Here is a 21907-nt window from a genome sequence, read left to right as displayed (position 1 = left end):
CGCGCGGAAACGGATAGAGTCGTTACGTGGCTACGAGGGTGACCATCACGGAGACGCTCCGCGTCACCACCGGCAACGGCACGAACTTCGACCTCTTCACGGAGGACGAGCTGGCCGCGGTGGACGTCGGCGTGATCGACCTCTTGGTCGACAACCTGCGTCGCACCGAGGCCTCCGCACGCCGCCTCCGGAAACGGTTAGAAGCGTTGCAGGGCGGCGGGGATGCTCGGGCCTGCGGGTCCTGCGGCGGGCCGATGGTCGGTCGCAGGGCAGACGCCCGGTACTGCTCGGCGGACTGCCGGGTCCGGGCCCACCGCGACCAGCGCAAGGCCGAAGCGGTCGAGCTGCAGTAGCAAGGCGACGGCCCCGCCGGGGATCCGAGGTCCCGGCGGGGCCGTCCAACGGGCGCCACAGGTGGGCTCGATGTTGCCCACCCGCGGCGCCCTGTCTGGCCGGGGGCCGCCGCCGGGACCGACTCCCGAACCAACCGGCGGCGACCCCGGGGTCGCGGGGTACTACGCCCTGGCGCCGAGCCTCACGAACGGCGAGAGGGTCGCCGTCCCGCGTCGCGGCGTCAGCGGGGACCAGAATCCCGGGGTCCCGTCGAGGCGGGAGATCACCCGGAACGCGGTCTCGTCGGTGTCGTACTTGAAGTGCTCGCTTGCGGTGGCCTGCATGCTCAACCGGTCGCCGATGAAGTAGTGCGACAGGTCCAGGAAGGACAGGTCACCGGCCGACCCGGCCGCCGGTGCCTTCTCGGTCCAGATGATCGGCCGCCCGAAGAGGGTCAGCGGAGTGCCGTCCGCAGCGGAGGTGATCCACGCCGGACCGCCGCCGACGTTCTCGTTGCCGGCGACGTTCTTGACCGCGATGGTCATTGCGGCCAGCGCCGGGAACAGCTCGATGTTCGCCAGCCACACCGCTCGGCTGTGGCTGCCGGGGAGCATGCGGGAGAACATCTTCGTGACGTTGGTGAAGTTCACGGAACCCGCAGCCTGCCCGGACTCCTTCGCCACGGTGACCGCCCCGTTGTTGCCGTCGGAGAGGACGCCGAGCGGCATCCCGACACCGGACCCGGTCAGGAACGCATCGTCCTCAGAATTCGAACAGGCTTCCGCCATTGTGTTCAGAATCCACGAATCGAATGCAGGACCATCCTGAATCAACTCGTTCGGAGCCTCGCTGTAGAGGGTCAGCTTCTTGGTGTCGAGGCGGATCCGCCCGAACTTCGGGGACGTCTTCTGCAGCTGCCCGCCCTCCTCGGTCCAGAACGCGGTCATCGCGCCGTACACCGTGCCGTCGGCGTGGGTGACCTCGTCGATCCGCGGGAGGTGCAGCACGGAGGACCCCATCGGGTAGACGGTGGCCCGCGACCGGACGATCGAGGACTCCAGCGAGTTCTTGATGATCTCGCTGCGGTACTCCTCGGGGATGGTGAAGCCGCCGTCTGCGGGGATCGCGGACGACATGTTCCGAACCTGCTCCCGGAAGCCGACCACGATCTGGTCGTTCTCAGGGGTCCGGACCCGCGGGGCGTGCGCGGCGAACACCGCACCGAGTGTCGGGGCGAGGCCGTCGAACACCGCGCCCGGTGCGGTCCGAGACCGGGCGCCGCCCTTGGTCGCCGAGGCGGTCGCGTGGTGGATCGGGTGGCGCGTGCTCGTGTCCAGCTCGCCTGCACGGGCCATGTCGAAGATCCGCTGGTTGACCTTCTCGTCGACAGCGGCGCGGACCTTCGGGACCGAGTCCATCGCGGCAACGGTGTAGCTGTCGAGCAGGTCGGTGAAGGTGCCCGCCTCGGCGTGCGCGGCGATCTCGTTCGGGTTCTGCATCGCCCGGATCGCGGCGTCGCCGGTCGGGACGGGTCGGTTCGGTCGTGCCATCGGAATGTCGTCCTCACTGCTTGGGATAGGGCTGGCGGCCCATCGTCAGGATATCGGCGCGCTGCTCCGTTCGGAGTAGCGATCTCGAGGAGCGGGCCGCGGCGCGCGGGCCGCCAGACGTGCGCGCCGCGGCCCGCGATCAGGGCCGGTCCGGGTCCCGGCCGTCGAACTGCCGGTCGAGCCAGTCGAGCGCGTCCTCCTGGGCCAGCTTCGCGTCGAGCCAGCCCATCATCGAGACCGCGCGCTCCCACTCCCGACCGGCTTGCGCGGCGCGGTCGGCCGCGGCCTGGACGTCCCCGCCGGACTCCGCAGCCGCGAGCACGTCCTGCTGGGCCTGCTCGGCCCGCTCGTACGCTGCCTTCGCCTCCTGCTTGGCTGCGCCGCGCATCGCGGCGAGGAGGTGGTCACGGGGCACTCCGGCGGCCCGCAGCTCCTCCCGCATCCGCGCGGCGTGCTGCTCGGCCCGCGGGTCCGGGGCGGTCACCGGGCACCACCGAGCGGGCCGAGCCCGACACCGAGCCCTGTCGTCGTCTCGGACCGCGGCGGCGGTGGGGTGAACGCGGCGGCGAGGGCGGCGGCGAGCTCGTTGCCCATCCGCGCACCCGCGGCGGGCACGCCCTGGCCCTCGTCGACCACGACGTCCAGGAAGCTGCGCCCGGAGGCGCTGAGGAAGCGCCTCTCGACGAGCGCCCCGTCCGTGCGCCGGTACCGCTCGGGCTCCCGCAGCCGAGGCCCGTCACCCTCAGCCCGCAGCGACGCCGTCAGGGCGCCGTACGACGCCGCCGGAGCGCCGTCCAGCAACGCCAGGACCGCCCGACCGCGGACGAGCTGGGCCGCCGCCACCTCCGGGCCCTGCGAGGCCATCTGGGCCCGCACCATCCGCTCCCGCTTCGCCGCGCCCGCGTAGTACGCGGCGCGGGTCGCCCTCGACTGCGCGCTGATCGGCGCCCCCGTCGAGTCGGTCTCCCACTTCTCCATGGTCATCTCCTCCTACTGCTGGTCGTCACTGTGCGTAGCTCGCGCGCGGGTGCGCGCGAGAGTTCTCGCGGAAACGAGAGAGAGCGATGGCCACTCCGGCCCTGTCCGCCCCGTTCGGGGTCGAAGCGTTGAGAGTTTTCGTTGCGGCACCTCCTGTGACCTGCGTGTTCGTCACGGTCGGTCACCAGTCTCGGCTCGTGCGGGTGTGGATCTCGCGCTTGGGTTCGAGCCTGGTCGACCTCTGCCCGGTGCGGAGCTTGTGCTGCACCTCGGCGGTGATCTGCTCGACGATCGTGACCTTGGCTGCGTGGGCCTGCTCGGGGTCGGGGTAGATCAGGTCGACGGTGCGCAGTGCACCTGCGAGGGCCTGGCCCACGGCTCGGTTGCAACGGCTGTGCAGGAGCCGGTCCGCCACGCTGTCGGGGTCGATGGCCAGGGGCACGGAGTGGTCGGCGTCGAGCTGCTTGGGGTCGGAGCCGAGGGGCTTGAGGCAGTGCGCGCACTGGTCGCCTGGGCGGAGGCGGGCGAGCAGCGCGGCCCGCACCTCGCGGTGTCGTCGAGTCCCGCGTGGGTCACGGGTGCGCGTGCTCACGCGCTCTGCTCCATCTCGTCGTCCTCGGGGCTGCTGCCCGCTGGGTAGGCACATCTCCGGCAGCGGCCGAGGATCTCGGCTGGTGCCTGGTGGCAGCGAGAGCACTGTGCGTCAGGTGACGCACTGACGCGTTCGTCGGTGTGTGCGTGTGCGTGTGCGTCCCCTATAGACGCACTGACGCACGACGCATGGTGCGTTGACGCACTGCTGACGCATGCTGACGCATGGAGTGATTCGGGGTTCCGGAGGGCTTCGCGACCGGCGTCGGTGAGGTAGTGGAACCGGGTCCGGCCCTGCTGCTCGATCCGCAGGAGACCTTGGTCGACCGCGATCCCAAGGGCCTCGCGGCCGGGCTTCTGACGGATCTTCGGCTCCCGCTTCGCGAGCGCACCCTCGATCGTTCGTCCGGACGGAGCCTCGCGCTCGTCCCGCACGACCTCCAGGACCGCGGGCAGTGCGAGTGCCGCCTCCGACGCCGCGCGGGCCTGCACCCGCGATCCGCCGCCGATCAGCAGTCGCCGGGTCGAGGAGTCGTAGGTGAGCTGGGACTCGGCGACATTCACGTCGCGGCCGTACGCGCTGAAGAACCGCGGCGACGACGGGTCCTCTGCGTCCTCGCGCACGAGCTTCCACGTGGCGTCCGGCCAGTCGAGCAGCCGGGAGTCACCGCGGGACCGTTCCCCGCTATGGCCCATGTGGTGCACCAACGCGGCCTCACTGGCGCCGGCGGTGGCCAGCAGCTCGTCGAACGGCACCAGGAACTTCCCCGCCTCCGACTTCTCGTCGAGGCCCAGGGCGTCGAGCACGGGTCGCAGGCAGTCGAGCAGCACCACCTGGGCGTCCATGGCTCGCAGGCGCTCCGCCCACTCGGCTCGGACCTCTCGGTCGCGGATGTCGAATGACGACACCCGGCCGCGGAGCGACACGAGTGCGACGCGCTCGACGTTGCGCACTCCCTGGTCGCGGAGCCATCGGCGCAGGGTGCGCGAGTCCAGCTCGTTGTCGATCAGGGCGATGGTGCCGTCTACCGGAGCGACCTCGTAGCGACCGAGGAACGGCTCACCGTCCGCCAGGCACCGCAGGTAGTTGCCCGCCAGGGTGGTCTTCCCCGCCTTGTACTGGGCGGAGAGCATGATCCGGGCGCCCACCGGCTGGAGCTGGTCGATCCGGTAGCGGACGGGGTCGTCGTCCTCGTCGAGGAACTCGCGCAACCGCACCATCGGCGGTACGGGCGGCCGGTTCTCGGCTCGGAGGAGCCGCTGGGCTTCGTCGCGAGCGCGGAGCCGGGCCAGCTCCTTCTGCACGGCGACGTTGGCGACCTTCTCCGCGGGGGTGAGGCCCGCGCGGCCGACGCGGTCCTCGATCGCGGTCAGCTCTACCCGGAGGCTGGCGAGCAGGTCCGCGGGGGCGTCGGTGCCCTGCGCGGCGAGCTGCTGGACACGCTGCGCGAGCTGGAGGATCAGCCGTAGGTCCGAGGTGTCGGTGATCTTCTCGGCTGCGGGTTCCACCCGCGGCACCCCGGCCACCGCCGCGATGAGATCGGCCAGGTAGGAGGCCCAGCCCTGATACCCCGACGGCAGGCCACGGCGACCCGCTCGGTCGAGCTCGGCGGCCACCGCCACGTGGTCGACCGCGCCCTCGTCGTCGACCACGGTGGCGATCGCGTCGAACACGAGCTGGTGCGCGGGGACGTAGAACCGGTCCGAGGAGACGAGCGTGAGCCCGGCCTGCGCGTGGTGGTCCCCGAGGAGCATGGAGCCGAGGAGAGTGCGCTCGGCGAGCGTGTTGTGCGGCAGGTGCCCGGCGGCCGGGTCCACGGCGGTCACCTGCCTTCCCTCGAGGTCCGGTTGCTCGAGCACGCGCAATCCGCAGGCGGCGCGGTCCAGCAGGCAGCGAGCTGGTTCGAGCAGAGCCACGCGAGCGCGTCCCGCCGCGCGCGCACGTCCGTCAGGGACACGACGGTGGCGCTACGATCGGCGTCACCTTCGTGCTTGGCTCTGGGGAGCGGACAGTGGAGGGACCGGCCCGGGCGGCGTGTTGCGCGCCGCTCGGGCTTCCTCATGTCGGTGGTCATCCCGTTCCGTTCGTAGTGCCGATCGCGGTTGCGGGCCCGCGTTCGACGAGGTGGGTTCGTCAGGCGGCGTCGCTGGAGGGCAGGCCGTGTCGCAGCGCGGCGAGGAAGCCCACCGCGCGGTTCGTGGCCATCTGCCACTCCCGCTTGGCCGCCTCGGACTCGGCCAGGGCGTAGGCCAGGAGCGCGGCCAGCCGCTCGGAGTCGTGCCGCGCAGTCGGCCCGCACATGTACGTCTGACCCTCGTCGTTGATCCACTGGCCGTAACCGATCGCGGTCGCGGCGAGCGCGACCGGATCAGGGACCGTGGTGAGGGCGTCCTCGACGCGGACGAGCGCTGCCTTCAGGCCGTCGAGGTCGAGCGGGTCGAGTTCGTCGTGCTCGATGAACCCGTGAGGCTCAGCGATCGAGACCAGGGAGTCGGGGATGATGTTGAGACGGAGCCAGGTCAGCACGTTCTGAAGCGCGGCGTGGATCTGGGCCTGGTCGGGGGTCGGGCTGGTCATGGTCGATCTCCTGTCGATCAGGGGATGGTCTTGGTCAGGCTGCTGCGCGGTCGTCGTCGATCGGGCGGGCCGTGGAAGGCTGGGCGAGCGCTCGGCACAGCGTGTCGAGCTGCTCAGGAGCGAGGGGCCAGGGTTGGGCCAGCTGGTCCTCGATCCACCGTTCGACCTCTTCGGTCACGCCACGTCTCGGTTGACGTAGCGGGTGTCCAGCCAGGTGAGCGCGTCCCCCACTCGGATCCGGCGGTGCTTGCCGATCGCGAGGACGCGCGGGCCGTTGCCGCGGGCGATCCAGTCCCGAGCGGTGCGCTCGGCGACGCCCGCCCACGCGGCGAACTCTCGGTAGTTCCACAGTCGATCCGGGTCGTCGGCGAGCCTCGCCGCGGGAGTGTCTGTCTGCTGCATGGCGATCACAGTACCGCCAAAGCACCGCTATTCCACCATCAAGGCGCCGACAATCGGGTGACTCTGCCGCCTACTAGTGGTCAACCGTCAGGTCTTTGCCATGATGGACAGCGTGACGGACGACTGGGGGGCACTGGCGAAAGCCGTGCGCGCACGCCGTGAGTCGCTCCGCATGGCTCAGGCGGACCTCGCGACGCACGGCGGCCCAGGCGAGGCGACAGTGCGGCGCATCGAGCGCGGCGAGGTGTCCAGCGTCCGCGCGGGCACGAAGTCACAGCTGGAGGCCGCGCTCCGCTGGCACCCGGGAACCGTCGACCGCGTCCTCGACGGCACCGCGACGGACGAGGTCACGCAGACGCGCCGATCCGCCGAGGCCGCGCTCAGCTACGCCCTGGCGCAGGAAGCGGAGCTGGGCGTCACGGCGACCGGCCGCCCGGTGCTCGCCGCCTACGAACGCACGTCAGCCGCGCTGCGCGACCTGGTCTCGGTCGAGGACAGGACTCCCGACCTGGACCGTGCCACGGAGCTGCTCCGCGAGGCCGTCGCCCTGCTCATCCGCGAGATCTGAGCTTCTCGACCTCGACCGTCGTCGGGTCCTTCGGCAGCCGGACGCCGTCGACCACGACGTCGACCCGGCCACGGCCACTGGAATGCAGCCGGATCCGCATCAGCGAGCCGATGATCACGCGCTGCTGGTCGCGGTCCAGGTCGTCGAACCGGGCCACCGGGTCACCCGTCGCGAGGATCGCGGCCACCGCGTCGGCCCTCCCGCCCGCGGTCATCAGCCTCTCGACCTCGATCAACTGGCCCTGCAGCTCGTCGTTCAGGATCGCGAACTGCCGCGGGGTGATCTTGCGCTGCGCTCGCTCCAGCGCGATCGTCTCCAGCTCCGTCCGGAGGTCGGTCGCCTCGGCGGCGAGATCCCGGCCCGGGGCTGCGGTCTCCCGTTCGGCGACCGCCGCGGTGATGTCCCGCTGCGCGAGCCGCGCCCGGGTGAGCAGAAGGACGAGGTTCTCGATCGCCTCCCCGCGGCGGGTGACGTGCCCGCCGGACGGGCACCGGTACATGGGGCCTGGCCCGTCGGCCTTGCGCTTCCCACCGCCGACGAGGTTCTCGTCGCACACCGCGCACCGGATGATCCCGGTCAGGAGCTGCCGCCCGGCCTTCGGCTTGAAGGTGGACGCCACCGAGTCGAGCTGCGCGTTCACCGCCCGCCAGGTGCCCTCATCCACGAGCGCGGGCCACGCCGCAGGGTGGAGCTCGGCAGGCTGCCCCTCCGGCTTGTGGCGCCTGACGCCCATGTAGCGCGGGTTCCGGAAAAGCCACCGCACCCCGGCGTGCTCCCACCGCTCCGTGCCGTCCTTGCGCGGCACCCCGGACGTCAGCCCGGCCTCGTTCCAACGGGCCGCGATCCGGGACAGCGGAGTGCCGAGCAAGTAGTCGCGGAACGCAGCACGTACCGCCTCCGCCTCCACCTCGCGGATCGTGATGCCGTCCTGCTCGAACCCGAACGGTCGACGGCCGCCGATCCGGCGCCCCTGCTGCGCGGCCTGGAGGTGCGCGCGCCGCTGTCGGTCCGCCTTCGTCTCGATCTCGTTGAGCGCGACCGCGCCGAGGATGTCCGCGGCGAGCCGACCGGCGGGCGTCGAGAGGTCCATGTCGCTGCCCCGCGCGAGGGTGATCAGCAGGCCGCGCTCCTTGCCGACCTCCAGCATGCGGAGCCGGTCGCGGCCCGAGCGGAGGGTGCGGTCGACCGTCCAGCCGACAACGACGTCCAGGCGGCCAGCCTCGACGTCCGCCATCATCTCCTCCCACGCTGGGCGGACCTTGTGCCCCTTCGCGCTGACGTCGTTGTCGACGTAAACCCGCTCCAGCGTCCACCCGCGCCGAGCCACGAGGGCCCGGCAGTCCTCGTCCTGCCGGGAGACCCCCAGCTCCTCCCCGGATCGGTCCTGGCTGATCCTGAGGTAGATTCCTGCGCGCATTCCGCTATCGTACTTAGAGCGGGTGGACGCCGCGCCAGGTGCTGAAGTTCAGGAACCACAACGCGCAGCCGACGACCTCGTCCCCGACGAGCGCGACGTGCCCGAACAGCGCGGGGGAGTCCCCGAACAGCGCGGCGTGCAGCTGCTCCTCGGTGAGGTGGCACTCGTGCAGCGCCTTCTCGTACTCGGCCAGCTCCCGCACCAGGCCGACGACGGCCGGGACGTCCGACGGCTCGACCCTCCTGACGGTCGGTTCCCCCCGCCCCACCTCCGCCCGGGTCACGACGGCACCACCAGGTTGACCGCGTCGAGCCGGGGGACACCGCGTTCGTCGCCGAGCACCGCCCACGCCGCCGGGTCCATCGCGATGTGCACCCCGCCGGTCGCGGGCAGCCCGATCCAGCGCGCGATCAGCACCCGGGAGAAGTGTCCGTGTCCCACGAGCACGACGTCTCCCTCGGCGAGCCACGGCCGGACGTCCGCGAGCACCGCGTCGGCACGGGCGCCGACGGCGGCGGCGTCCTCGCCGTGCGGACACGGGTGCGTCCACACCGTCCAGTCCGGCACCGTCTCGCGGATCTGCGGGGTGGTGAGGCCCTCGTAGTCGCCGTAGTCCCACTCGTGGAGGCGCTCGTCGACCGCGTCCACCCGCAGCCCCGCGAGCTCCGCGGTCTCCCGGGCGCGGCGCCGCGGGCTGCTCAGTACCCGCACCGGGGGCGGGGCGTCCGGGCGCAGCGCCGCCAGCGTCGGGGCGGCCGCGGCCGCGAGCTCTCGACCCCGCTCGGTCAACGGGATGTCGGTGCGGCCGGTGTGCCGCCCGTTCTGTGACCACTCGGTCTGACCGTGCCGCAAGAGGAAGAGACGTCCCACCCGGCGAGACTAGGCCGCGGTGTAGAGCCGAACGGCCCCTGGCCGGGTATCGCCACTCCCGGGTACCATCCGATCACCATCGGTGAGCGCCAGGGAGGTGGGCCCGTGCTCGATCGAGCGGTCACCGCCTTCCTGCAGGCGGGCTGTCGGATGATGTGGGGCTTCGCGCCGCGCATGATCCCGCACATCGTCGCGGCCATGGGGCCGTGGGGCGCGCTGCGGTGGTTCGCCGCGAACATGCCTCGCTACCTGGTCACCCTGCAGGTCCTCGGGGGCCAGCGGACGCACCTGGCGGGCATGGTCGTGAGCCTGCACAACGGCTGCCTCTACTGCGCCTACGGCCACGGTTACGCGCTGGAGCTGCTCTACCTGCGCGACCGCGACCGGCTCTTCCCGCTCGACGCGCGGACCCTCGAGGCCTGGATCGGGCTGTCCTCGCGGGAGCTCGCCGACCGGGTGCAGGACGTGCTGCGCAACGCCGGGATGCACGCCGAGGCGGTGTGGGCGGACACCACGGTCGCGCTGGTCCGCGGCGAGCAGCAGCCCGTCGACGCCGCCGAGCACCGCCTCGCGCATCTGGTCCGGATGTTCGGCACCATCAACCGGATCGCCGTGGAGGCGGGGTGTCACGCCCCGGACGAGGCGCAGAACCCCGTCAACAAGGACCTCGCGGTGAAGAAGCGCAACGCGGAGCTGCGGGCCACCTCCGTCTAGCTCGGGCTCGGCGCACGATCGTCGGGGGCCTGGCTACGATGCGCCTCGTGGCGCCCCGTCGGTCCTCCCGCTCATGAGTCTCGACGACGCCGCCGTGCGTGCCTCGGGGCTCGAGGAGATCGCCCCCCACCTGCAGACCGCGCAGCGCAGCGTCGCCGCGCTGGGGATCGATCCCGAGACCTTCGTCCCGCGTTTCTACCGCACGCTGTTCGGCTACGCGCCGGGTCTGCGGTCGCTGTTCCCGCTGTCGATGGAGACCCAGCACTCGCGGTTCGGCCGGGCGCTGGTGCACGTGGTCACGCACCTGGACGAGCCGTCGACGCTGATCGGCTTCCTCGCCCAGCTCGGCCGCGACCACCGCAAGTTCGACGTCCGGGACGAGCACTACGCGGTCGTCGGGCAGGCCCTGCTGGTGGCGCTGGCCGACACCGGCGGGGCGGCGTGGACGGACGAGGTGGCCCGGGCCTGGGCCCACACGTACGCGTTCCTCGCGGGCAGCATGCAGGCGGGCGCGCGCAGCGATCCCGGCCCGGCCTGGTGGGGGGCGACCGTCGTCGGGCACGAGCGGGTCGAGCGGGACCTGGCGGTCGTCCGGGTCCGCACGGACGAGCCGTTCGCCTACCGGGCGGGCCAGTACGTGACCGTCGAGACCCCGCAGCATCCGCGGCTGTGGCGCGCGCTCAGCCCGGCCGTCGCCCCCGACCGGTCCGGTGAGCTGGAGTTCCACGTCCGCGCGATCGGCTACGGGAGCGTGAGCCGCGGGATCGTGGCCTCGGCCCGGCCCGGGGACCGCTGGCGGATCGGGCCGCCGATGGGGGCGCTGGACCGCGCCGTCGTCCCCGGCCGGGAGCTGCTGATGATCGGCGGCGGCACGGGCATCAGCCCGATCCGGGCGCTGGTGGAGCAGCTCGAACGGGCCGGTGGGCGCCCCGAGCGGGCGGTCGTGTTCTACGGGGCCCGTGACTGGGACTCGCTGCACGCGCTCGACGGCCTGCGCCGCACCAGCTACCGCAACCCCTGGCTGGACGTGGTGCCGGTCGTCGAGGAGCCGCCCGCCGTGCCCGGGCCGCTGGTCGGCAGGCTCGCGGACGTCGTCACCGGGTTCGGGTCCTGGGCCGACTGCGAGGTGGTGGTCTCCGGTTCGCCCGCGATGATCACCGCGACGATCCGCGCGCTGCGGGTCGCGGGCGCCTCGCTGGACCAGATCCACTACGACCCGTTCGTGACGGACTGATCCCGACCCCGAGCCCCGAGCAGCGCTACGGTCGAGGGGTGATCGCCGCGCTCGCCGACCGTGCCCTGGGCCTCGAGCCCGGCCGCGTCCGCTTCACCCGTCGTGAGGTCCGCACCCCGATGCCGGACGGGATCTCCCTGGTCGGGGACCTCTACCGGCCCGCGGAGGCCACCGGGCCGCTGCCGGTGGTGCTGGTCCGGCTGCCCTACTCGCGGCAGGCCTTCGGCGCGATCATGGCGCAGCCGATGGCCCGCCAGGGCTTCCAGGTCCTGATGCAGTCCACCCGGGGGAGCTTCGGGTCCGGCGGGCAGTTCCGGCCCTTCCGGCACGAGCGGCCGGACGGGCTCGCGACCCTCGACTGGCTCCGCGAGCAGCCCTGGTGCGACGGCCGGATCGCCACCACGGGGGCGAGCTACTTCGGCCACACCCAGTGGATGGTGGCCGGGCAGGCGGACGTCGTGGCGATGGGGCTGCACATCACGGCCTCCCGGATGACCGACACCTTCTACCCGGGTGGCGCCCCGACCCTGCTCAACGGGCTGAACTGGTCCGCCTCGATCGGGAACCAGGAGAGCGACCTGCCGCTGCTCCCGCACCCGCTGCGGACGCGGCGCGTGCAGCGGGCGCTGCGCCGCATGCCGCTGCAGGCCGCGGACCTGGACGTCGCGGGCGCGCCCGTCGGCTTCTGGCGGGACTTCACCGGCCACGGCGACCCGGACGACGAGTTCTGGGAGGCCACCTACGGCGAGCGGGACCGGGACGTGCCGCCGGTCAGCATGGTCACCGGGTGGTGGGACCTGTTCGTCCACGCCCAGCTCAAGGACTTCCAGACGCTGCGCGAGTCCGGGGTGGACGCGCGGATCGTGGTCGGGCCGTGGCTGCACGGCGCGCCCGCCGAGCTGCGCGAGATCGTGCGCACGGACGTCGCGTTCCTCGACCACCACCTGCGCGGTGGGCCCGCCCCGGAGGGCGCCCGGGTGCGGCTGCACCTGCAGCAGGCGGACCAGTGGCTGGAGTTCGACGAGTGGCCGCCGCCCGCCACCCCCCACACGCTCGACCTGGGCGCGCTGGCGGGCACGGAGGCCTCGACCTTCACCTATGACCCCGCCGACCCCACGCCCGCCGTCGGTGGCCCGTTGCTCACCAAGCCCGCCGAGCAGGCGGACCAGGGCCCGGTCGAGGTCCGCCCGGACGTCCTGCTGTTCACCGGCCCCGCGCTGGAGACCGACCTGGACGTGGTCGGCCCGGTCACCGCGCGGCTGTTCGTGCGGCCCTCGGTCGAGTACGCGGACGTCTACGTCCGGGTCTGCGACGTCGACGAGAAGGGCGTGTCCCGCAACGTCGTGGACGGGATCCGCAGGCTGGACCCGCGGTCGGTCCCGGCGAAGGACGTGACGGTGGGACCGGACGGGGTCTACGCGGTCGACCTGGAGCTGTTCCCCACCGCCTACCGGTTCCGCGCCGGACACCGGATCCGGGTCCAGGTGGCGGGCGGGGCGTTCCCGCGGTTCGCGCGCAACACGGGCACCGGCGAGCCGTTCGGCTCGGCGACCAGCGGTGTCCGCTGCCGGACCGAGGTCCTGCACTCGGCGTCGCACCCCTCCACGGTGACGCTGCCCGTCCTCGCGTGAGCGATCTCGACGCTCGCGTGCGCGATCTCGACGCCGTGCTCGACGCGGTCGGCCCCCGGCTGCGGGCGGCGCGCTCGGCCCGCGGGATGACCCTCGCCGAGGTCGGCGCCGAGACCGGCATCTCGGAGAGCACGCTGTCCCGGCTGGAGTCCGGTGGGCGCAAGCCGACCCTGGAGCTGCTGTTGCCGCTGGCCCGCGTCTACCGGGTGGCGCTCGACGAGCTCGTCGGCGCGCCCGAGACCGGGGACCCGCGGGTCCGCTTCACCCCCGTGCACCGGGACGGCCGCACCTACGTGCCGCTCAGCAGGCGGCCGGGTGGGGTCCAGGCGTTCAAGATGGTGATCCCGCCGGGCGGGGAACCGGACCAGAAGGTCCACGAGGGCTACGAGTGGATGTACGTGCTGGAGGGCAGGCTGCGGCTCGTCCTCGGCGACCGGGACATGACGCTCGCGCCCGGCGAGGCCGCCGAGTTCGACACCCGGGTCCCGCACTGGTTCGGCGCGGCCGACCCCCGGCCCGTCGAGCTGCTGGTGCTGTTCGGCACACAGGGGGAGCGGGCCCACCTGCGGGCGCGTGCCGGAGGTTAGGCTCACCTTCGTGATTCGTCGCCTGCTCCCCGCGGCGGTGGTCGGCCTCGCGTTGGCCGGGTGCGCGAGCGCCCCGGCCGAGGACCCCGCCGCCGCCACCCGCACCGTCACCCACGCCCACGGCACCACCGAGGTGCCCGCGGCACCCGCCCGCGTCGTCGTGCTCGAGCCGGTGCAGCTCGACACCACGGTCGCGCTCGGCGCGGTCCCCGTGGGCGCGGCCGTGCTCAGCGAGGCCGCGGGCGTGCCCGCGTACCTCAAGCCCGACGCCGACGCGGTCCAGACCGTCGGGACGGTGCCGACCCCGAACCTGGAGAAGATCGCGGCGCTGCAGCCGGACCTGATCCTGGGCACCGAGTCGCGGCACGCGGAGCTCTACGACCGGCTCGCCGCGATCGCCCCGACCGTGTTCATGGCGAGCCAGGCCGATCCGTGGCAGGACAACGTCCGGTTCGTGGGCCGGGCCCTCGGCCGCGAGGCGGACGCGGAGGCACTGCTGGGCGCGTACACCGACCGGTGCGCCGAGGTCGCGGCCACACACCCCGGGGGCACGGCGCAGCTCGTCCGCCCGCGCGACGGACAGCTGACCCTCTACGGGCCCACCTCGTTCGCGGGCAGCACGCTGGAGTGCGCCGGTTTCCGCACGCCGCCGCGGGACTGGGAGGGCTCGATCTCGGTCGACCTCTCGCCGGAGCTGGTGGTGCAGGCGCGGGCGGACCTCGTGGTCGTCACGGCCGCGAAGGCGGGCGACGAGAGCGCCGTCCCCGCCGAGATGGCCGCGGTGCGCGCCGAGGTCTTCCCGGACCTGCACGTGGTGGACCAGTCGATCTGGATCACCGGCGTCGGACCGCGGGGCGGGCAGGCGGTGCTCGACGACCTCGAGCGCCTGCTCGCCGAATGAGGTCGCTGTTCCGCACGACGGTCCGGGCGGTCACGCGGCCCTCGCCGGGCTTCGTGCGGGTCACCGTCGGCGGCCCGCAGCTGCGCCGGTTCGCGGCGGAGGGGGCGGACCAGCGGGTGAAGGTCGTGGTGCCGGGCCCGGGCGCGTCCGGGCTCGGCGGCCCCGAGCCCGTGCCGCTCGCCGAGTGGCGGGCCCGCTGGCGCGCGCTGCCCGACCGGCCCGCGCTGCGGACCTACACGGTCGCCGCCGCCCGGCCCGAGGAGCTGGACCTGGACTTCTTCGTGCACGCCGCCCCCGGGCCTGCGAGCGCCTGGGCGCCGGCGGCCCGGCCGGGTGAGGAGCTGCTGATCTCCGGTTCGGACCGCCGCGCCGCGACGGGCCCGCTCGCCGTCCAGTGGGCGCCCGGCGCGGCCCGCCGCCTGCTGGTCGCGGGCGACGAGGCCGCGGTGCCGGCGATCCGCGCGATCGTGCGGGAGACCGCCGGCGACCCGATCGTGCTGGTCGCGGCCGCGGACCCCGCGGACGTGCTGGTGCCGGGAGCCGAGCACGTCGCCTCGCTGGTGGCGGCCCTCGACCGGCCGTGGCCGGTCGACTACGCCTGGGTCGCGGGCGAGACCTCGCAGATCGCGGAGATCCGCAGGCTGCTCGCCGGGGTCCCGGTGGTGCAGGCCCAGGGCTACTGGACGAGCGGCCCCCGCTGAGCGTCCGCCCCGCTCAGGCCAGCCGGGACGCCACCGGGGTCGGGTTGCGGAACAGGTCCAGGACGGGGCAGTGCGCGTCCACCGCGTCCTTGAGCCGCGCGTAGTCCTCGGCGGGGGCCGGGCCCGTCAGCGTCACGAGCAGGCGCACCTCACCGAAGCCCGGTCGCACCGCGTCGTCCAGGCCGAAGAACCCGCGGACGTCCAGGTCGCCCTCGGTCTCGACGTGCACGTCGTCGACCGGGATCCCGAGCGTCGCCGCCCAGAACCGGTACGTGACGACCTGGCAGGACACCAGCGCCGCCAGGGCGGACTCGACGGGGTTGATCGCGGCGTCCTGGCCGCCGAGCGCGGGCGGCTCGTCGATGGTCACCTGGTGCCTGCCGATGCGCAGGTCGGTGCGGACGCCGTCTCCGCTGTCGCCGGTGGCGCGGAAGAGCGCGGCGGCCTTGTCGGGGGCGTCGGCGACCGCGGCGGCGGTGGCGTCGACGATCGCGCGCAGCTCGACGTCTCGGGAGGTGGTCGTGGTCATGGGGGTCTCCTGTCGCGGAAGGGGCGGGGTCAGTGGCCCCCGCGACAGAGGGCGGCCCCGGTCCGACACAGGTCGATGTGCCTGCGTTCGGTGAGGTGCCGCCGGATCACGGCCCGAGCACACGCGCTGCGGGCCGCCCCGTCAAGCCCCCTCCCGGATGGCGAGCGGCGGCACCGAATGTCCGGCCCGGCATGTCCGGCCCGACCCCATGATCCACCGACGGGGAGTGGACCGGTCGATCTCCGACCGCCCCGCTCCCGACGAGTGGATCACCGGCCTGAGGCCCGCCCGTCACGGGCCGGTGAAGACGACCCGGTTGCCGTCGGGGTCGTCGAGCCGGAGGATGCGCGACGACGTCGCCTGCTCGGGGGCCGCGTCGGCGATCCCGGCCGCGGTGAGGCGTGCGGCGAGCGCGTCGAGATCGCTCTCGTCCACCACCATGGAGCTGCGGCCCGCGCGGTCGGGTTCGGCCCAGACCTGGACGCCGAAGGTGTCCGACAGGTGCCACTCGAGGAGACCGTCCATCGGTGTCGCATCGGGCGCACGCCCGAACAGCCGCTCGTACCACTCCCGTGCGACGTCCAGGTCGCTCACGGTGGACTGGGCGAGTAGCCGGTCGATGCTCATCACGCCTCCGCAGTGCCGGACCCGGGAACGGTCGAGTCATACCCGCGGGGCGGGCCGGGCAACCCCGGTCGGCCCTCAGGCGCGGCTGCCCGGCGCGGTCCGGCTCCGGCCGTACTCGGCCAGTGCGGTGAAGGCGGCCTTCGGCTCCCACGGCAGCCCGGGGTGGGTGCGTCCGGTGCGGCCCGGTGGCAGGACCCTGACGATCCCGAAGCTCCCCAGGTCGAAGTCCTGCTCGGGATCGTCGGACGTCGGCAGGTGCCGGCAGGCGAAGGTGTACACGAAGGCGGTGTCCACCCCGCCCGCGTCGTAGACGTCGAGGAGGTCGAGCAGGTAGCCGGCCTGTTCGGCTTCGTTGCGCTCGACGGTCTCGGTGAGGTGCGTGGCCCGTCCGCTCTGCTCGTCGTAGCCGATGACGTCCCCGCGGCTGCCCCGGTCGGCGGCCCCGGTGAAGGGGGCGCAGCCGAACTCGGTGACCGCGAACGGCTTGCCCTGAGCGGTCATCGCGGCGAGGGTGGCCGGGAGGCCGGCGGCGTTGGTGGCGTCCCGGTAGCCCGCGTCGGTCGCGATGAAGTCGAAGGGCGCCCAGTCCACCGCCTCCAGAGGGAGCGATGCGTACCCTATGGGTCCGCCGAATCGCGCGCGGGCGCCGTCGACGGCCCGGGCCAGCAGGGCGTTCGTCCTGCGCTGCACCTCCGGGAGGACCTCCCGGAGGCGCGCGGGGTCCGCGAGCACGGCGGACCGCTCGGACAGCGTCGCCCCGGGCATCAGCCCGATCGTCATGATGCTGATCTCCGAACCGGTGAGGAACCGGACCTCCGCCCCCTCCCGTCGGATCCGTTCGGCGCGCTCGGCGGCGTCGAGGAGGAAGTCCAGCAGCTCGTCGGTGGTCAGGTCGTGGGTGAACGGGCAGTACCAGACCTCCAGTCCGACGGCCGCCGCGTGCCGGGCCGCGATCTCCAGGCGGTCCGCGACCCCGCCGGTGATCCGCACGGCGTCCGCGTGCAGCTCCTCACGGATGATCCGCATCTCCTCGCCGACGACGTCCGGGTCGAACGGTTCGTGGGTCGTGCTCCCGCAGCTCGTGAAGCCGGTGTCGTAGGTGACGCCCCAGGCGCGCATCGCAACCTCCTCAAGGTACTGGTCGTACCTTATCAGGCGAGAGGGTACGCTCCGTACCGTGGCGGCGGGGCGGCGGAGAGGCGCGGAGCTGGAGCAGGCGATCCTGCGTGCGGCCGCCGAGGAGCTCCGTGTGTCCGGGTACGCCGGCATGACGATGGACAAGGTCGCTCGGCGCGCCGGCACGAACAAGAACGCGATCTACCGGCGTTGGCCGCAGCGGGCCGCACTCGGTGTCGCCGCCTACAAGTACGTGGCGGACGCCCGCACGCCCACGGTGGACACGGGCAGTCTCCGTGGCGACGCCCTGGAGCTGCTGCGGCAGGCCAACGCCACGTGGTCCTCGCCCCACGGGGCGGTCCTGCGTGATCTCCTGGCGGCCGCCGCGGACGAGCCCGCCCTGCTGGAGCTGCTGCGCGAGCAGGCGGGAGGCGGCGCGTTGAACGCCGCCTGGTTCACGCTCCTGGGTCGGGCGGTGGCGCGCGGCGAGGCGCCCCCGGAGGCGGTGCAGCCGCGGGTGGCGGCCCTGCCGATGACGGTGCTGCGCGGCGAGTACGCCCTGCGTGGTGTCCCGGCCGTGCCGGACGAGGTCCTGGTGGAGATCGTCGACGAGATCTACCTGCCGCTGATCCGCGGACGGGGTGTGCCCTGCCCGAAGTCCCGGCCCGCCGGCTGAGCAGCGGCGCCGCCCGGTCCCCGGATCGTCCCGAGGACACCCGACAACACGAAGCGGCGCCGACGCCGGCCTGGACCGTCTGTGGGTCGTTGGATCACGCCCGCCCGGGCACCAGGTTGCTGACCAAGCTCGCTTCGACGACCTCCTCCACTGCCGCCTGGTCCGGGGTCGCCCCGAGTTCGCCGGCGAGAAGGAGGTGGCCGGTACCGACCAGAGTGCGTGCAAGAACGTCGGGATCGGTCTCGCGCGTGATGCGGCCCCTCTCGCGCTCGACGGAGAGGTAGGTGGCGAGCATCGCCGTCGTTTCCGGCAGGGTGGGGAGGCCGGAGTGGCCGGCCAGTCTCAGCCGTCGGCGTACGCCGTCGCGCGCGATGGCGAGGTTCACGAGCCCGATGGCGACGGGATCGATCGCCTGGATGAGTGTGCGGGCCACGGTGGCGACAACGGATCCCCTCCCTGCAGAGGCGCGGAGTTCGGACGCCCAGCGCTGTGTCAGCGAGAGCCGCTCCTCGACCAGGGTGACGATCAAGTCGTCGATACCGTCGAAGTGGCGGTGGAGGACGCCCTTCGCCAGGCCGGCCTCGTCAGTCACAGCCCGGCTCGTGAGGGCTCCAGGCCCCTGGCGAACGAGAATGTGCTCGGCCGCAGCCAGCAGCGTCGCGCGCGGGTCACGAAGACGTACTCCTGTCGGCACTACCGCTCCCGGTCGACGAGTGGGCACATGCCCACTTAGAGTGGGCGCATGCCCACAGTACCGAGTCGAGGCGACGATCACGCGAGCGACAGCCACCGGTTCCGAAAGATCGCCGAGGGTTTCGGCGCCGACGCGGAGCGCTACGACCGAGCCCGTCCGCGGTATCCCGCTGCACTCGCGAAAGCAGTGCTTGCTGACCTGCCGGGGACTGCTGTTCTCGATGTCGGAGTCGGAACCGGCATCTCTTCGCTGCACTTCGTCGACGCGGGTGCCGTCGTCCTCGGCGTGGATCCCGACGAGCGGATGGCTGCGGTCGCGCGCGCCCGGGGCCTGAACGTGGAGATCGCAAGTTTCGAACAGTGGGAGCCTCGAGAGCGTCGGTTCGACGGCGTGATCTCAGGACAGACTTGGCACTGGGTGGATCCGGTGGCCGGTGCGAGGAAGGCAGCGGCCGTGCTCAATCCAGGTGGAAGTATCACTGTGTTCTGGAACGCGGGTGATCCGCCCGAGAGCCTTGCTGCCCGCTTCGCCGAGGTCTACCGGACCGTTGATACCGGACTCCCCTTCACACCGTCGAAAGGCTCTCAACGAGACGGCTACGCAGCCATGCTCGATCGAGCGGCGGAAGGGTTGGCGGAGGCCGGAGGTTTCGCGAAACCTCGTCGCCTTCGCTTCGACTGGGAGACGGTCGTCAGCCGTGACGTGTTCCTCGACCAGGTTCAGACCTCGGGCGGACACAATCGGATCGCGCCGGAGAAGCTGGCCGAACTTCTCGCCGGGCTCGGCGCGGCGATCGACGCCGTCGGAGGGGAGTTCACCATGCGCTACGCCACCGTGGGACTCGTCTGCGCGCTGGCTTGAGAACGTGTCGGGCCGTCTGGGCCGTCTGGGCCGTGAAAAACCACCCAGCAACGACAAGCGACGCTGACCCACGGGGAACCATCCCCGCTGGTCAGCGCCGCTTTCAGCGCCTGGATCAGGCAGCCTGCTTGGTCTCCCAGAAAATCTTGTCGATCTGGGAGATGTAGTCCAGCAGCTCCTGGCCCGTCTTCGGGTCGTTGGAGCCCTTGGTGCCTGCGGCGCCCGCGGCCTTGGTGGCCTTGTTGAACAGCTCGTGCAGCTCCGGGTACTTCTCGAAGTGCGGCGGCTTGAAGTAGTCGGTCCACAGCACCCAGAGGTGGTGCTTCACGAGGTCGGACCGCTGCTCCTTGATCTCGATGGCACGGGCGCGGAAGTCCACGTCCTCGTTGCCCTGGTACTTCTCCTGGATGGCCTTGACGGACTCGGCCTCGATGCGCGCCTGGGCCGGGTCGTACACGCCGCAGGGGAGGTCGCAGTGCGCGGTGGCCTCCAGCCGCGGGCGGAGAATGCGGGGCAGCCGCATGGGTCCTCCCTGGTGGTGATCTTCTCTGGCAGGGCCGACCCTACTCTCGGGGGTCGGCCGGAGGCATCGCGAGAGGTGGGTGATTGATCTGGCAACGAGATGGCGGCGGGTGACCGTGCGCGGCCCGTCCATGTCCACCACCCTGTCCGACGGGGACGTCGTCCTGGTCCGGTTCGGACGGACCGCCCGCCCGGGTGACGTCGTGCTCGTCCGCTGGTCGGCGCGTCCGGAGCAGCTGTCGGTCAAGCGGGCGAGGCGGCCGGAGGGCGGCGGCTGGTGGGTCGAGGGCGACAACCCCTTCGGCTCCACCGACTCGCGCACGCTCGGCCCGGCGGAGGTCGTGGCCGTCGTCACGCACAGGATGTGGCCCCGCCCACGACGACTCTGAGGTACCGTCCTCCCCCAGTACCCGACAGCCCATCCTCGTGGTCTCGTCGCCGACCCGCGGCGAACCGACGAGGGGCCGTCCGGCACCCGTCCGGCGAGACCCCGCCCGGAGGTGCAGGCGCTTTTCACCGCACCCGATCTTCCGGAGCTCTCCCGTGACCCTCTCTCCCGAACGCACCCTGCCCACCCGCGACGAGATCTTCGCCGCGCACGAGGGCGGCAAGCTCTCCACCGGCCTCGCCACCCCGCTGCGGGACGCGCGCGACCTGGCCATCGCCTACACCCCCGGCGTCGCGGACGTCAGCCGGGCGATCGCCGCCGACCCCGCGCTGGCCCGGCGCTACACCTGGACCGACCGGCTGGTCGCGGTGGTCAGCGACGGCACCGCCGTGCTGGGCCTGGGCGACATCGGCCCGCGCGCGAGCCTGCCGGTCATGGAGGGCAAGTCCGCGCTGTTCAAGACCTTCGGCGAGCTGGACTCGATCCCGCTGGTCCTGGACACCACGGACGTCGACGAGATCGTCGAGACCCTGGTGCGGCTGCGCCCCAGCTTCGGCGCGGTCAACCTCGAGGACGTCGCGGCGCCGCGCTGCTTCGAGCTCGAGCGCAAGCTGATCGAGGCCCTGGACTGCCCGGTCATGCACGACGACCAGCACGGCACCGCGATCGTCCTGCTCGCCGCCGTGAAGGGGGCCTGCGCCGCGACCGGGCGGGACCTCGCCGGGCTGCGGACGGTCATCTCCGGGGCGGGGGCCGCCGGGGTCGCGTGCGCGCGGATCCTGCTCGCGGCCGGGGCGTCGGACGTCGTGGTCCTCGACTCCCGGGGCGTCATCGACACCGCCCGGGGCGGGGAGAAGGGCGCGCTCGCGGCCGAGACCAACCCGCGCGGCGTCACCGGCGGGATCGCCGAGGCGATGCGCGGTGCGGACGTGTTCGTGGGGCTGTCCAGCGCCACGCTCCCGGAGGAGCTGCTGGCCACCATGGCGCCCGACCCGTTCGTGTTCGCGCTATCCAACCCGGACCCGGAGATCCACCCGTCCGTGGCGGGCCGGTACGCCTCGGTCGTGGCCACCGGGCGCAGCGACTTCCCGAACCAGATCAACAACGTCCTCGCCTTCCCGGGCGTCTTCCGCGGCGCGCTCGACGCCGGGGCGCGGCGGATCACCGAGGCGATGAAGCTGGCCGCCGCGGAGGCGATCTTCTCCGTCGCCGCGGACGACCTGGCGGTGGACCGGATCGTGCCGAGCCCGTTCGACCCGCGCGTCGCGCCCGAGGTCGCGGCGGCGGTCGCGCAGGCCTGGGCTGCGGGGTCTACCGGGAGTGATCGGCGGTAGCGGTCCCACCAGGGGCTCTTCCGCCGGTCGGCCCAGCCGATCACACAGAGTGGATCACGGAGACGTACCTCACTCGGGTTGATGTCGGCCATTCGAGGCGGATGA

27 protein-coding genes and 1 pseudogene are annotated in these 21907 nt (G+C 72.7%); 12 read left to right on the top strand and 16 right to left on the bottom strand.

Annotated features, from left to right (window positions below):
* Positions 1-26 precede the first annotated feature (26 nt).
* On the top strand, positions 27-353 hold the full coding sequence (locus L3X23_RS17130) for a hypothetical protein (protein WP_237193128.1): 327 nt from the start codon (positions 27-29) through the stop codon (positions 351-353).
* 162 nt (positions 354-515) lie between these two features.
* Here the strand turns inward: L3X23_RS17130 and L3X23_RS17125 are convergent, their stop codons facing one another.
* From L3X23_RS17125 to L3X23_RS17090, 8 genes are all read right to left on the bottom strand, one after another.
* A complete protein-coding gene (locus L3X23_RS17125; protein WP_237193127.1) occupies positions 516-1883 on the bottom strand; it encodes a phage major capsid protein in 1368 nt (455 codons plus the stop codon).
* 139 nt (positions 1884-2022) lie between these two features.
* Entirely contained in the window at positions 2023-2367 is a 345-nt protein-coding gene (locus tag L3X23_RS17120) for a hypothetical protein (RefSeq protein WP_237193126.1), read from the bottom strand.
* Positions 2364-2861 (bottom strand): hypothetical protein, encoded by a 498-nt coding sequence (locus L3X23_RS17115; RefSeq protein WP_237193125.1) that lies wholly within the window; start codon positions 2859-2861, stop codon positions 2364-2366. The genes L3X23_RS17120 and L3X23_RS17115 overlap by 4 nt, the downstream gene beginning before the upstream one ends.
* A gap of 181 nt (positions 2862-3042) precedes the next feature.
* Entirely contained in the window at positions 3043-3453 is a 411-nt protein-coding gene (locus L3X23_RS17110) for a hypothetical protein (protein ID WP_237193124.1), read from the bottom strand.
* Positions 3450-5369 carry an AAA family ATPase gene (locus L3X23_RS17105; RefSeq protein ID WP_237193123.1) on the bottom strand — a complete coding sequence of 640 codons (1920 nt, stop codon included), beginning with the start codon at positions 5367-5369 and terminating at the stop codon, positions 3450-3452. The genes L3X23_RS17110 and L3X23_RS17105 overlap by 4 nt, the downstream gene beginning before the upstream one ends.
* A 217-nt stretch (positions 5370-5586) precedes the next feature.
* Complete coding sequence (locus L3X23_RS17100) at positions 5587-6030, bottom strand: hypothetical protein (RefSeq protein ID WP_237193122.1); 444 nt, start codon at positions 6028-6030, stop codon at positions 5587-5589.
* A gap of 34 nt (positions 6031-6064) precedes the next feature.
* Positions 6065-6208, bottom strand: coding sequence for a hypothetical protein (locus L3X23_RS17095; RefSeq protein ID WP_237193121.1), 144 nt, complete (start codon positions 6206-6208; stop codon positions 6065-6067).
* The gene (locus L3X23_RS17090; protein ID WP_237193120.1) at positions 6205-6432 is read right to left on the bottom strand and encodes an AlpA family transcriptional regulator; all 228 of its coding nucleotides are present in this window, start codon (positions 6430-6432) and stop codon (positions 6205-6207) included. Before L3X23_RS17090 ends, L3X23_RS17095 begins: the two co-directional genes overlap by 4 nt.
* 112 nt (positions 6433-6544) lie before the next feature.
* Between L3X23_RS17090 and L3X23_RS17085 the strand changes: the two genes are divergently transcribed.
* Entirely contained in the window at positions 6545-7000 is a 456-nt protein-coding gene (locus L3X23_RS17085; RefSeq protein WP_237193119.1) for a hypothetical protein, read from the top strand.
* Here L3X23_RS17085 and L3X23_RS17080 read toward each other — a convergent pair.
* The 3 genes and pseudogenes from L3X23_RS17080 to L3X23_RS17070 form a co-directional block, all read right to left on the bottom strand.
* The gene (locus tag L3X23_RS17080; protein WP_237193118.1) at positions 6984-8417 is read right to left on the bottom strand and encodes a recombinase family protein; all 1434 of its coding nucleotides are present in this window, start codon (positions 8415-8417) and stop codon (positions 6984-6986) included. The genes L3X23_RS17085 and L3X23_RS17080 overlap by 17 nt on opposite strands.
* A gap of 22 nt (positions 8418-8439) precedes the next feature.
* A pseudogene (locus L3X23_RS17075) lies at positions 8440-8685 on the bottom strand (N-acetyltransferase family protein); the annotation flags it as partial.
* A gap of 11 nt (positions 8686-8696) precedes the next feature.
* On the bottom strand, positions 8697-9287 hold the full coding sequence (locus tag L3X23_RS17070; protein WP_237193117.1) for an acid phosphatase: 591 nt from the start codon (positions 9285-9287) through the stop codon (positions 8697-8699).
* 105 nt (positions 9288-9392) lie between these two features.
* Between L3X23_RS17070 and L3X23_RS17065 the strand changes: the two genes are divergently transcribed.
* The 6 genes from L3X23_RS17065 (at position 9393) to L3X23_RS17040 (ending at position 15055) form a co-directional block, all read left to right on the top strand.
* Positions 9393-10001, top strand: coding sequence for a hypothetical protein (locus L3X23_RS17065; RefSeq protein WP_237193116.1), 609 nt, complete (start codon positions 9393-9395; stop codon positions 9999-10001).
* Between the two features lie 73 nt (positions 10002-10074).
* Positions 10075-11235: a globin domain-containing protein gene (locus L3X23_RS17060; protein ID WP_237193115.1), complete on the top strand. Its 1161-nt coding sequence runs from the start codon at positions 10075-10077 to the stop codon at positions 11233-11235.
* Between the two features lie 38 nt (positions 11236-11273).
* Positions 11274-12866 (top strand): CocE/NonD family hydrolase, encoded by a 1593-nt coding sequence (locus tag L3X23_RS17055; protein WP_237193114.1) that lies wholly within the window; start codon positions 11274-11276, stop codon positions 12864-12866.
* Positions 12863-13453, top strand: a complete 591-nt coding sequence (locus L3X23_RS17050) for a helix-turn-helix domain-containing protein (RefSeq protein WP_374204862.1) — start codon at positions 12863-12865, stop codon at positions 13451-13453. The genes L3X23_RS17055 and L3X23_RS17050 overlap by 4 nt, the downstream gene beginning before the upstream one ends.
* Before the next feature lie 10 nt (positions 13454-13463).
* Positions 13464-14354: an ABC transporter substrate-binding protein gene (locus L3X23_RS17045; protein WP_237193113.1), complete on the top strand. Its 891-nt coding sequence runs from the start codon at positions 13464-13466 to the stop codon at positions 14352-14354.
* Entirely contained in the window at positions 14351-15055 is a 705-nt protein-coding gene (locus L3X23_RS17040) for a siderophore-interacting protein (protein ID WP_237193112.1), read from the top strand. Before L3X23_RS17045 ends, L3X23_RS17040 begins: the two co-directional genes overlap by 4 nt.
* A 13-nt stretch (positions 15056-15068) precedes the next feature.
* On the opposite strand, the gene L3X23_RS17035 is transcribed toward L3X23_RS17040, so the two are convergent.
* The 3 genes from L3X23_RS17035 to L3X23_RS17025 form a co-directional block, all read right to left on the bottom strand.
* Entirely contained in the window at positions 15069-15584 is a 516-nt protein-coding gene (locus tag L3X23_RS17035) for an OsmC family protein (RefSeq protein ID WP_237193111.1), read from the bottom strand.
* Between the two features lie 291 nt (positions 15585-15875).
* Entirely contained in the window at positions 15876-16211 is a 336-nt protein-coding gene (locus L3X23_RS17030) for a VOC family protein (RefSeq protein ID WP_237193110.1), read from the bottom strand.
* Positions 16212-16286: 75 nt separating this feature from the next.
* Positions 16287-17330: a hypothetical protein gene (locus L3X23_RS17025; protein ID WP_237193109.1), complete on the bottom strand. Its 1044-nt coding sequence runs from the start codon at positions 17328-17330 to the stop codon at positions 16287-16289.
* A gap of 148 nt (positions 17331-17478) precedes the next feature.
* On the opposite strand from L3X23_RS17025, the gene L3X23_RS17020 reads away from it, so the two are divergent.
* Positions 17479-18003 (top strand): TetR-like C-terminal domain-containing protein, encoded by a 525-nt coding sequence (locus tag L3X23_RS17020; RefSeq protein WP_237198052.1) that lies wholly within the window; start codon positions 17479-17481, stop codon positions 18001-18003.
* A gap of 94 nt (positions 18004-18097) precedes the next feature.
* Here L3X23_RS17020 and L3X23_RS17015 read toward each other — a convergent pair whose 3' ends face one another.
* A complete protein-coding gene (locus L3X23_RS17015) occupies positions 18098-18697 on the bottom strand; it encodes a TetR/AcrR family transcriptional regulator (RefSeq protein WP_237193108.1) in 600 nt (199 codons plus the stop codon).
* A 48-nt stretch (positions 18698-18745) separates the two neighbouring features.
* Here L3X23_RS17015 and L3X23_RS17010 point away from each other — a divergent pair, with 48 nt between their 5' ends.
* The gene (locus L3X23_RS17010; protein WP_237193107.1) at positions 18746-19558 is read left to right on the top strand and encodes a class I SAM-dependent methyltransferase; all 813 of its coding nucleotides are present in this window, start codon (positions 18746-18748) and stop codon (positions 19556-19558) included.
* A gap of 115 nt (positions 19559-19673) precedes the next feature.
* Here the strand turns inward: L3X23_RS17010 and sodN are convergent, their stop codons facing one another.
* Positions 19674-20081, bottom strand: coding sequence for a superoxide dismutase, Ni (gene sodN / locus L3X23_RS17005; RefSeq protein WP_093082297.1), 408 nt, complete (start codon positions 20079-20081; stop codon positions 19674-19676).
* 79 nt (positions 20082-20160) lie between these two features.
* On the opposite strand from sodN, the gene L3X23_RS17000 reads away from it, so the two are divergent.
* Both L3X23_RS17000 and L3X23_RS16995 read left to right on the top strand, forming a co-directional pair.
* Positions 20161-20469, top strand: a complete 309-nt coding sequence (locus L3X23_RS17000; RefSeq protein WP_308116911.1) for a S24/S26 family peptidase — start codon at positions 20161-20163, stop codon at positions 20467-20469.
* A 154-nt stretch (positions 20470-20623) separates the two neighbouring features.
* A complete protein-coding gene (locus tag L3X23_RS16995) occupies positions 20624-21802 on the top strand; it encodes an NADP-dependent malic enzyme (protein ID WP_237193105.1) in 1179 nt (392 codons plus the stop codon).
* The last annotated feature ends 105 nt before the right edge of the window (positions 21803-21907 follow it).

Origin of the sequence: Pseudonocardia sp. WMMC193 (assembly GCF_021728735.1) — a bacterium.
Taxonomy (GTDB): domain Bacteria; phylum Actinomycetota; class Actinomycetes; order Mycobacteriales; family Pseudonocardiaceae; genus Pseudonocardia; species Pseudonocardia oroxyli.
This window is presented reverse-complemented; position numbering and strand designations above follow the sequence as displayed.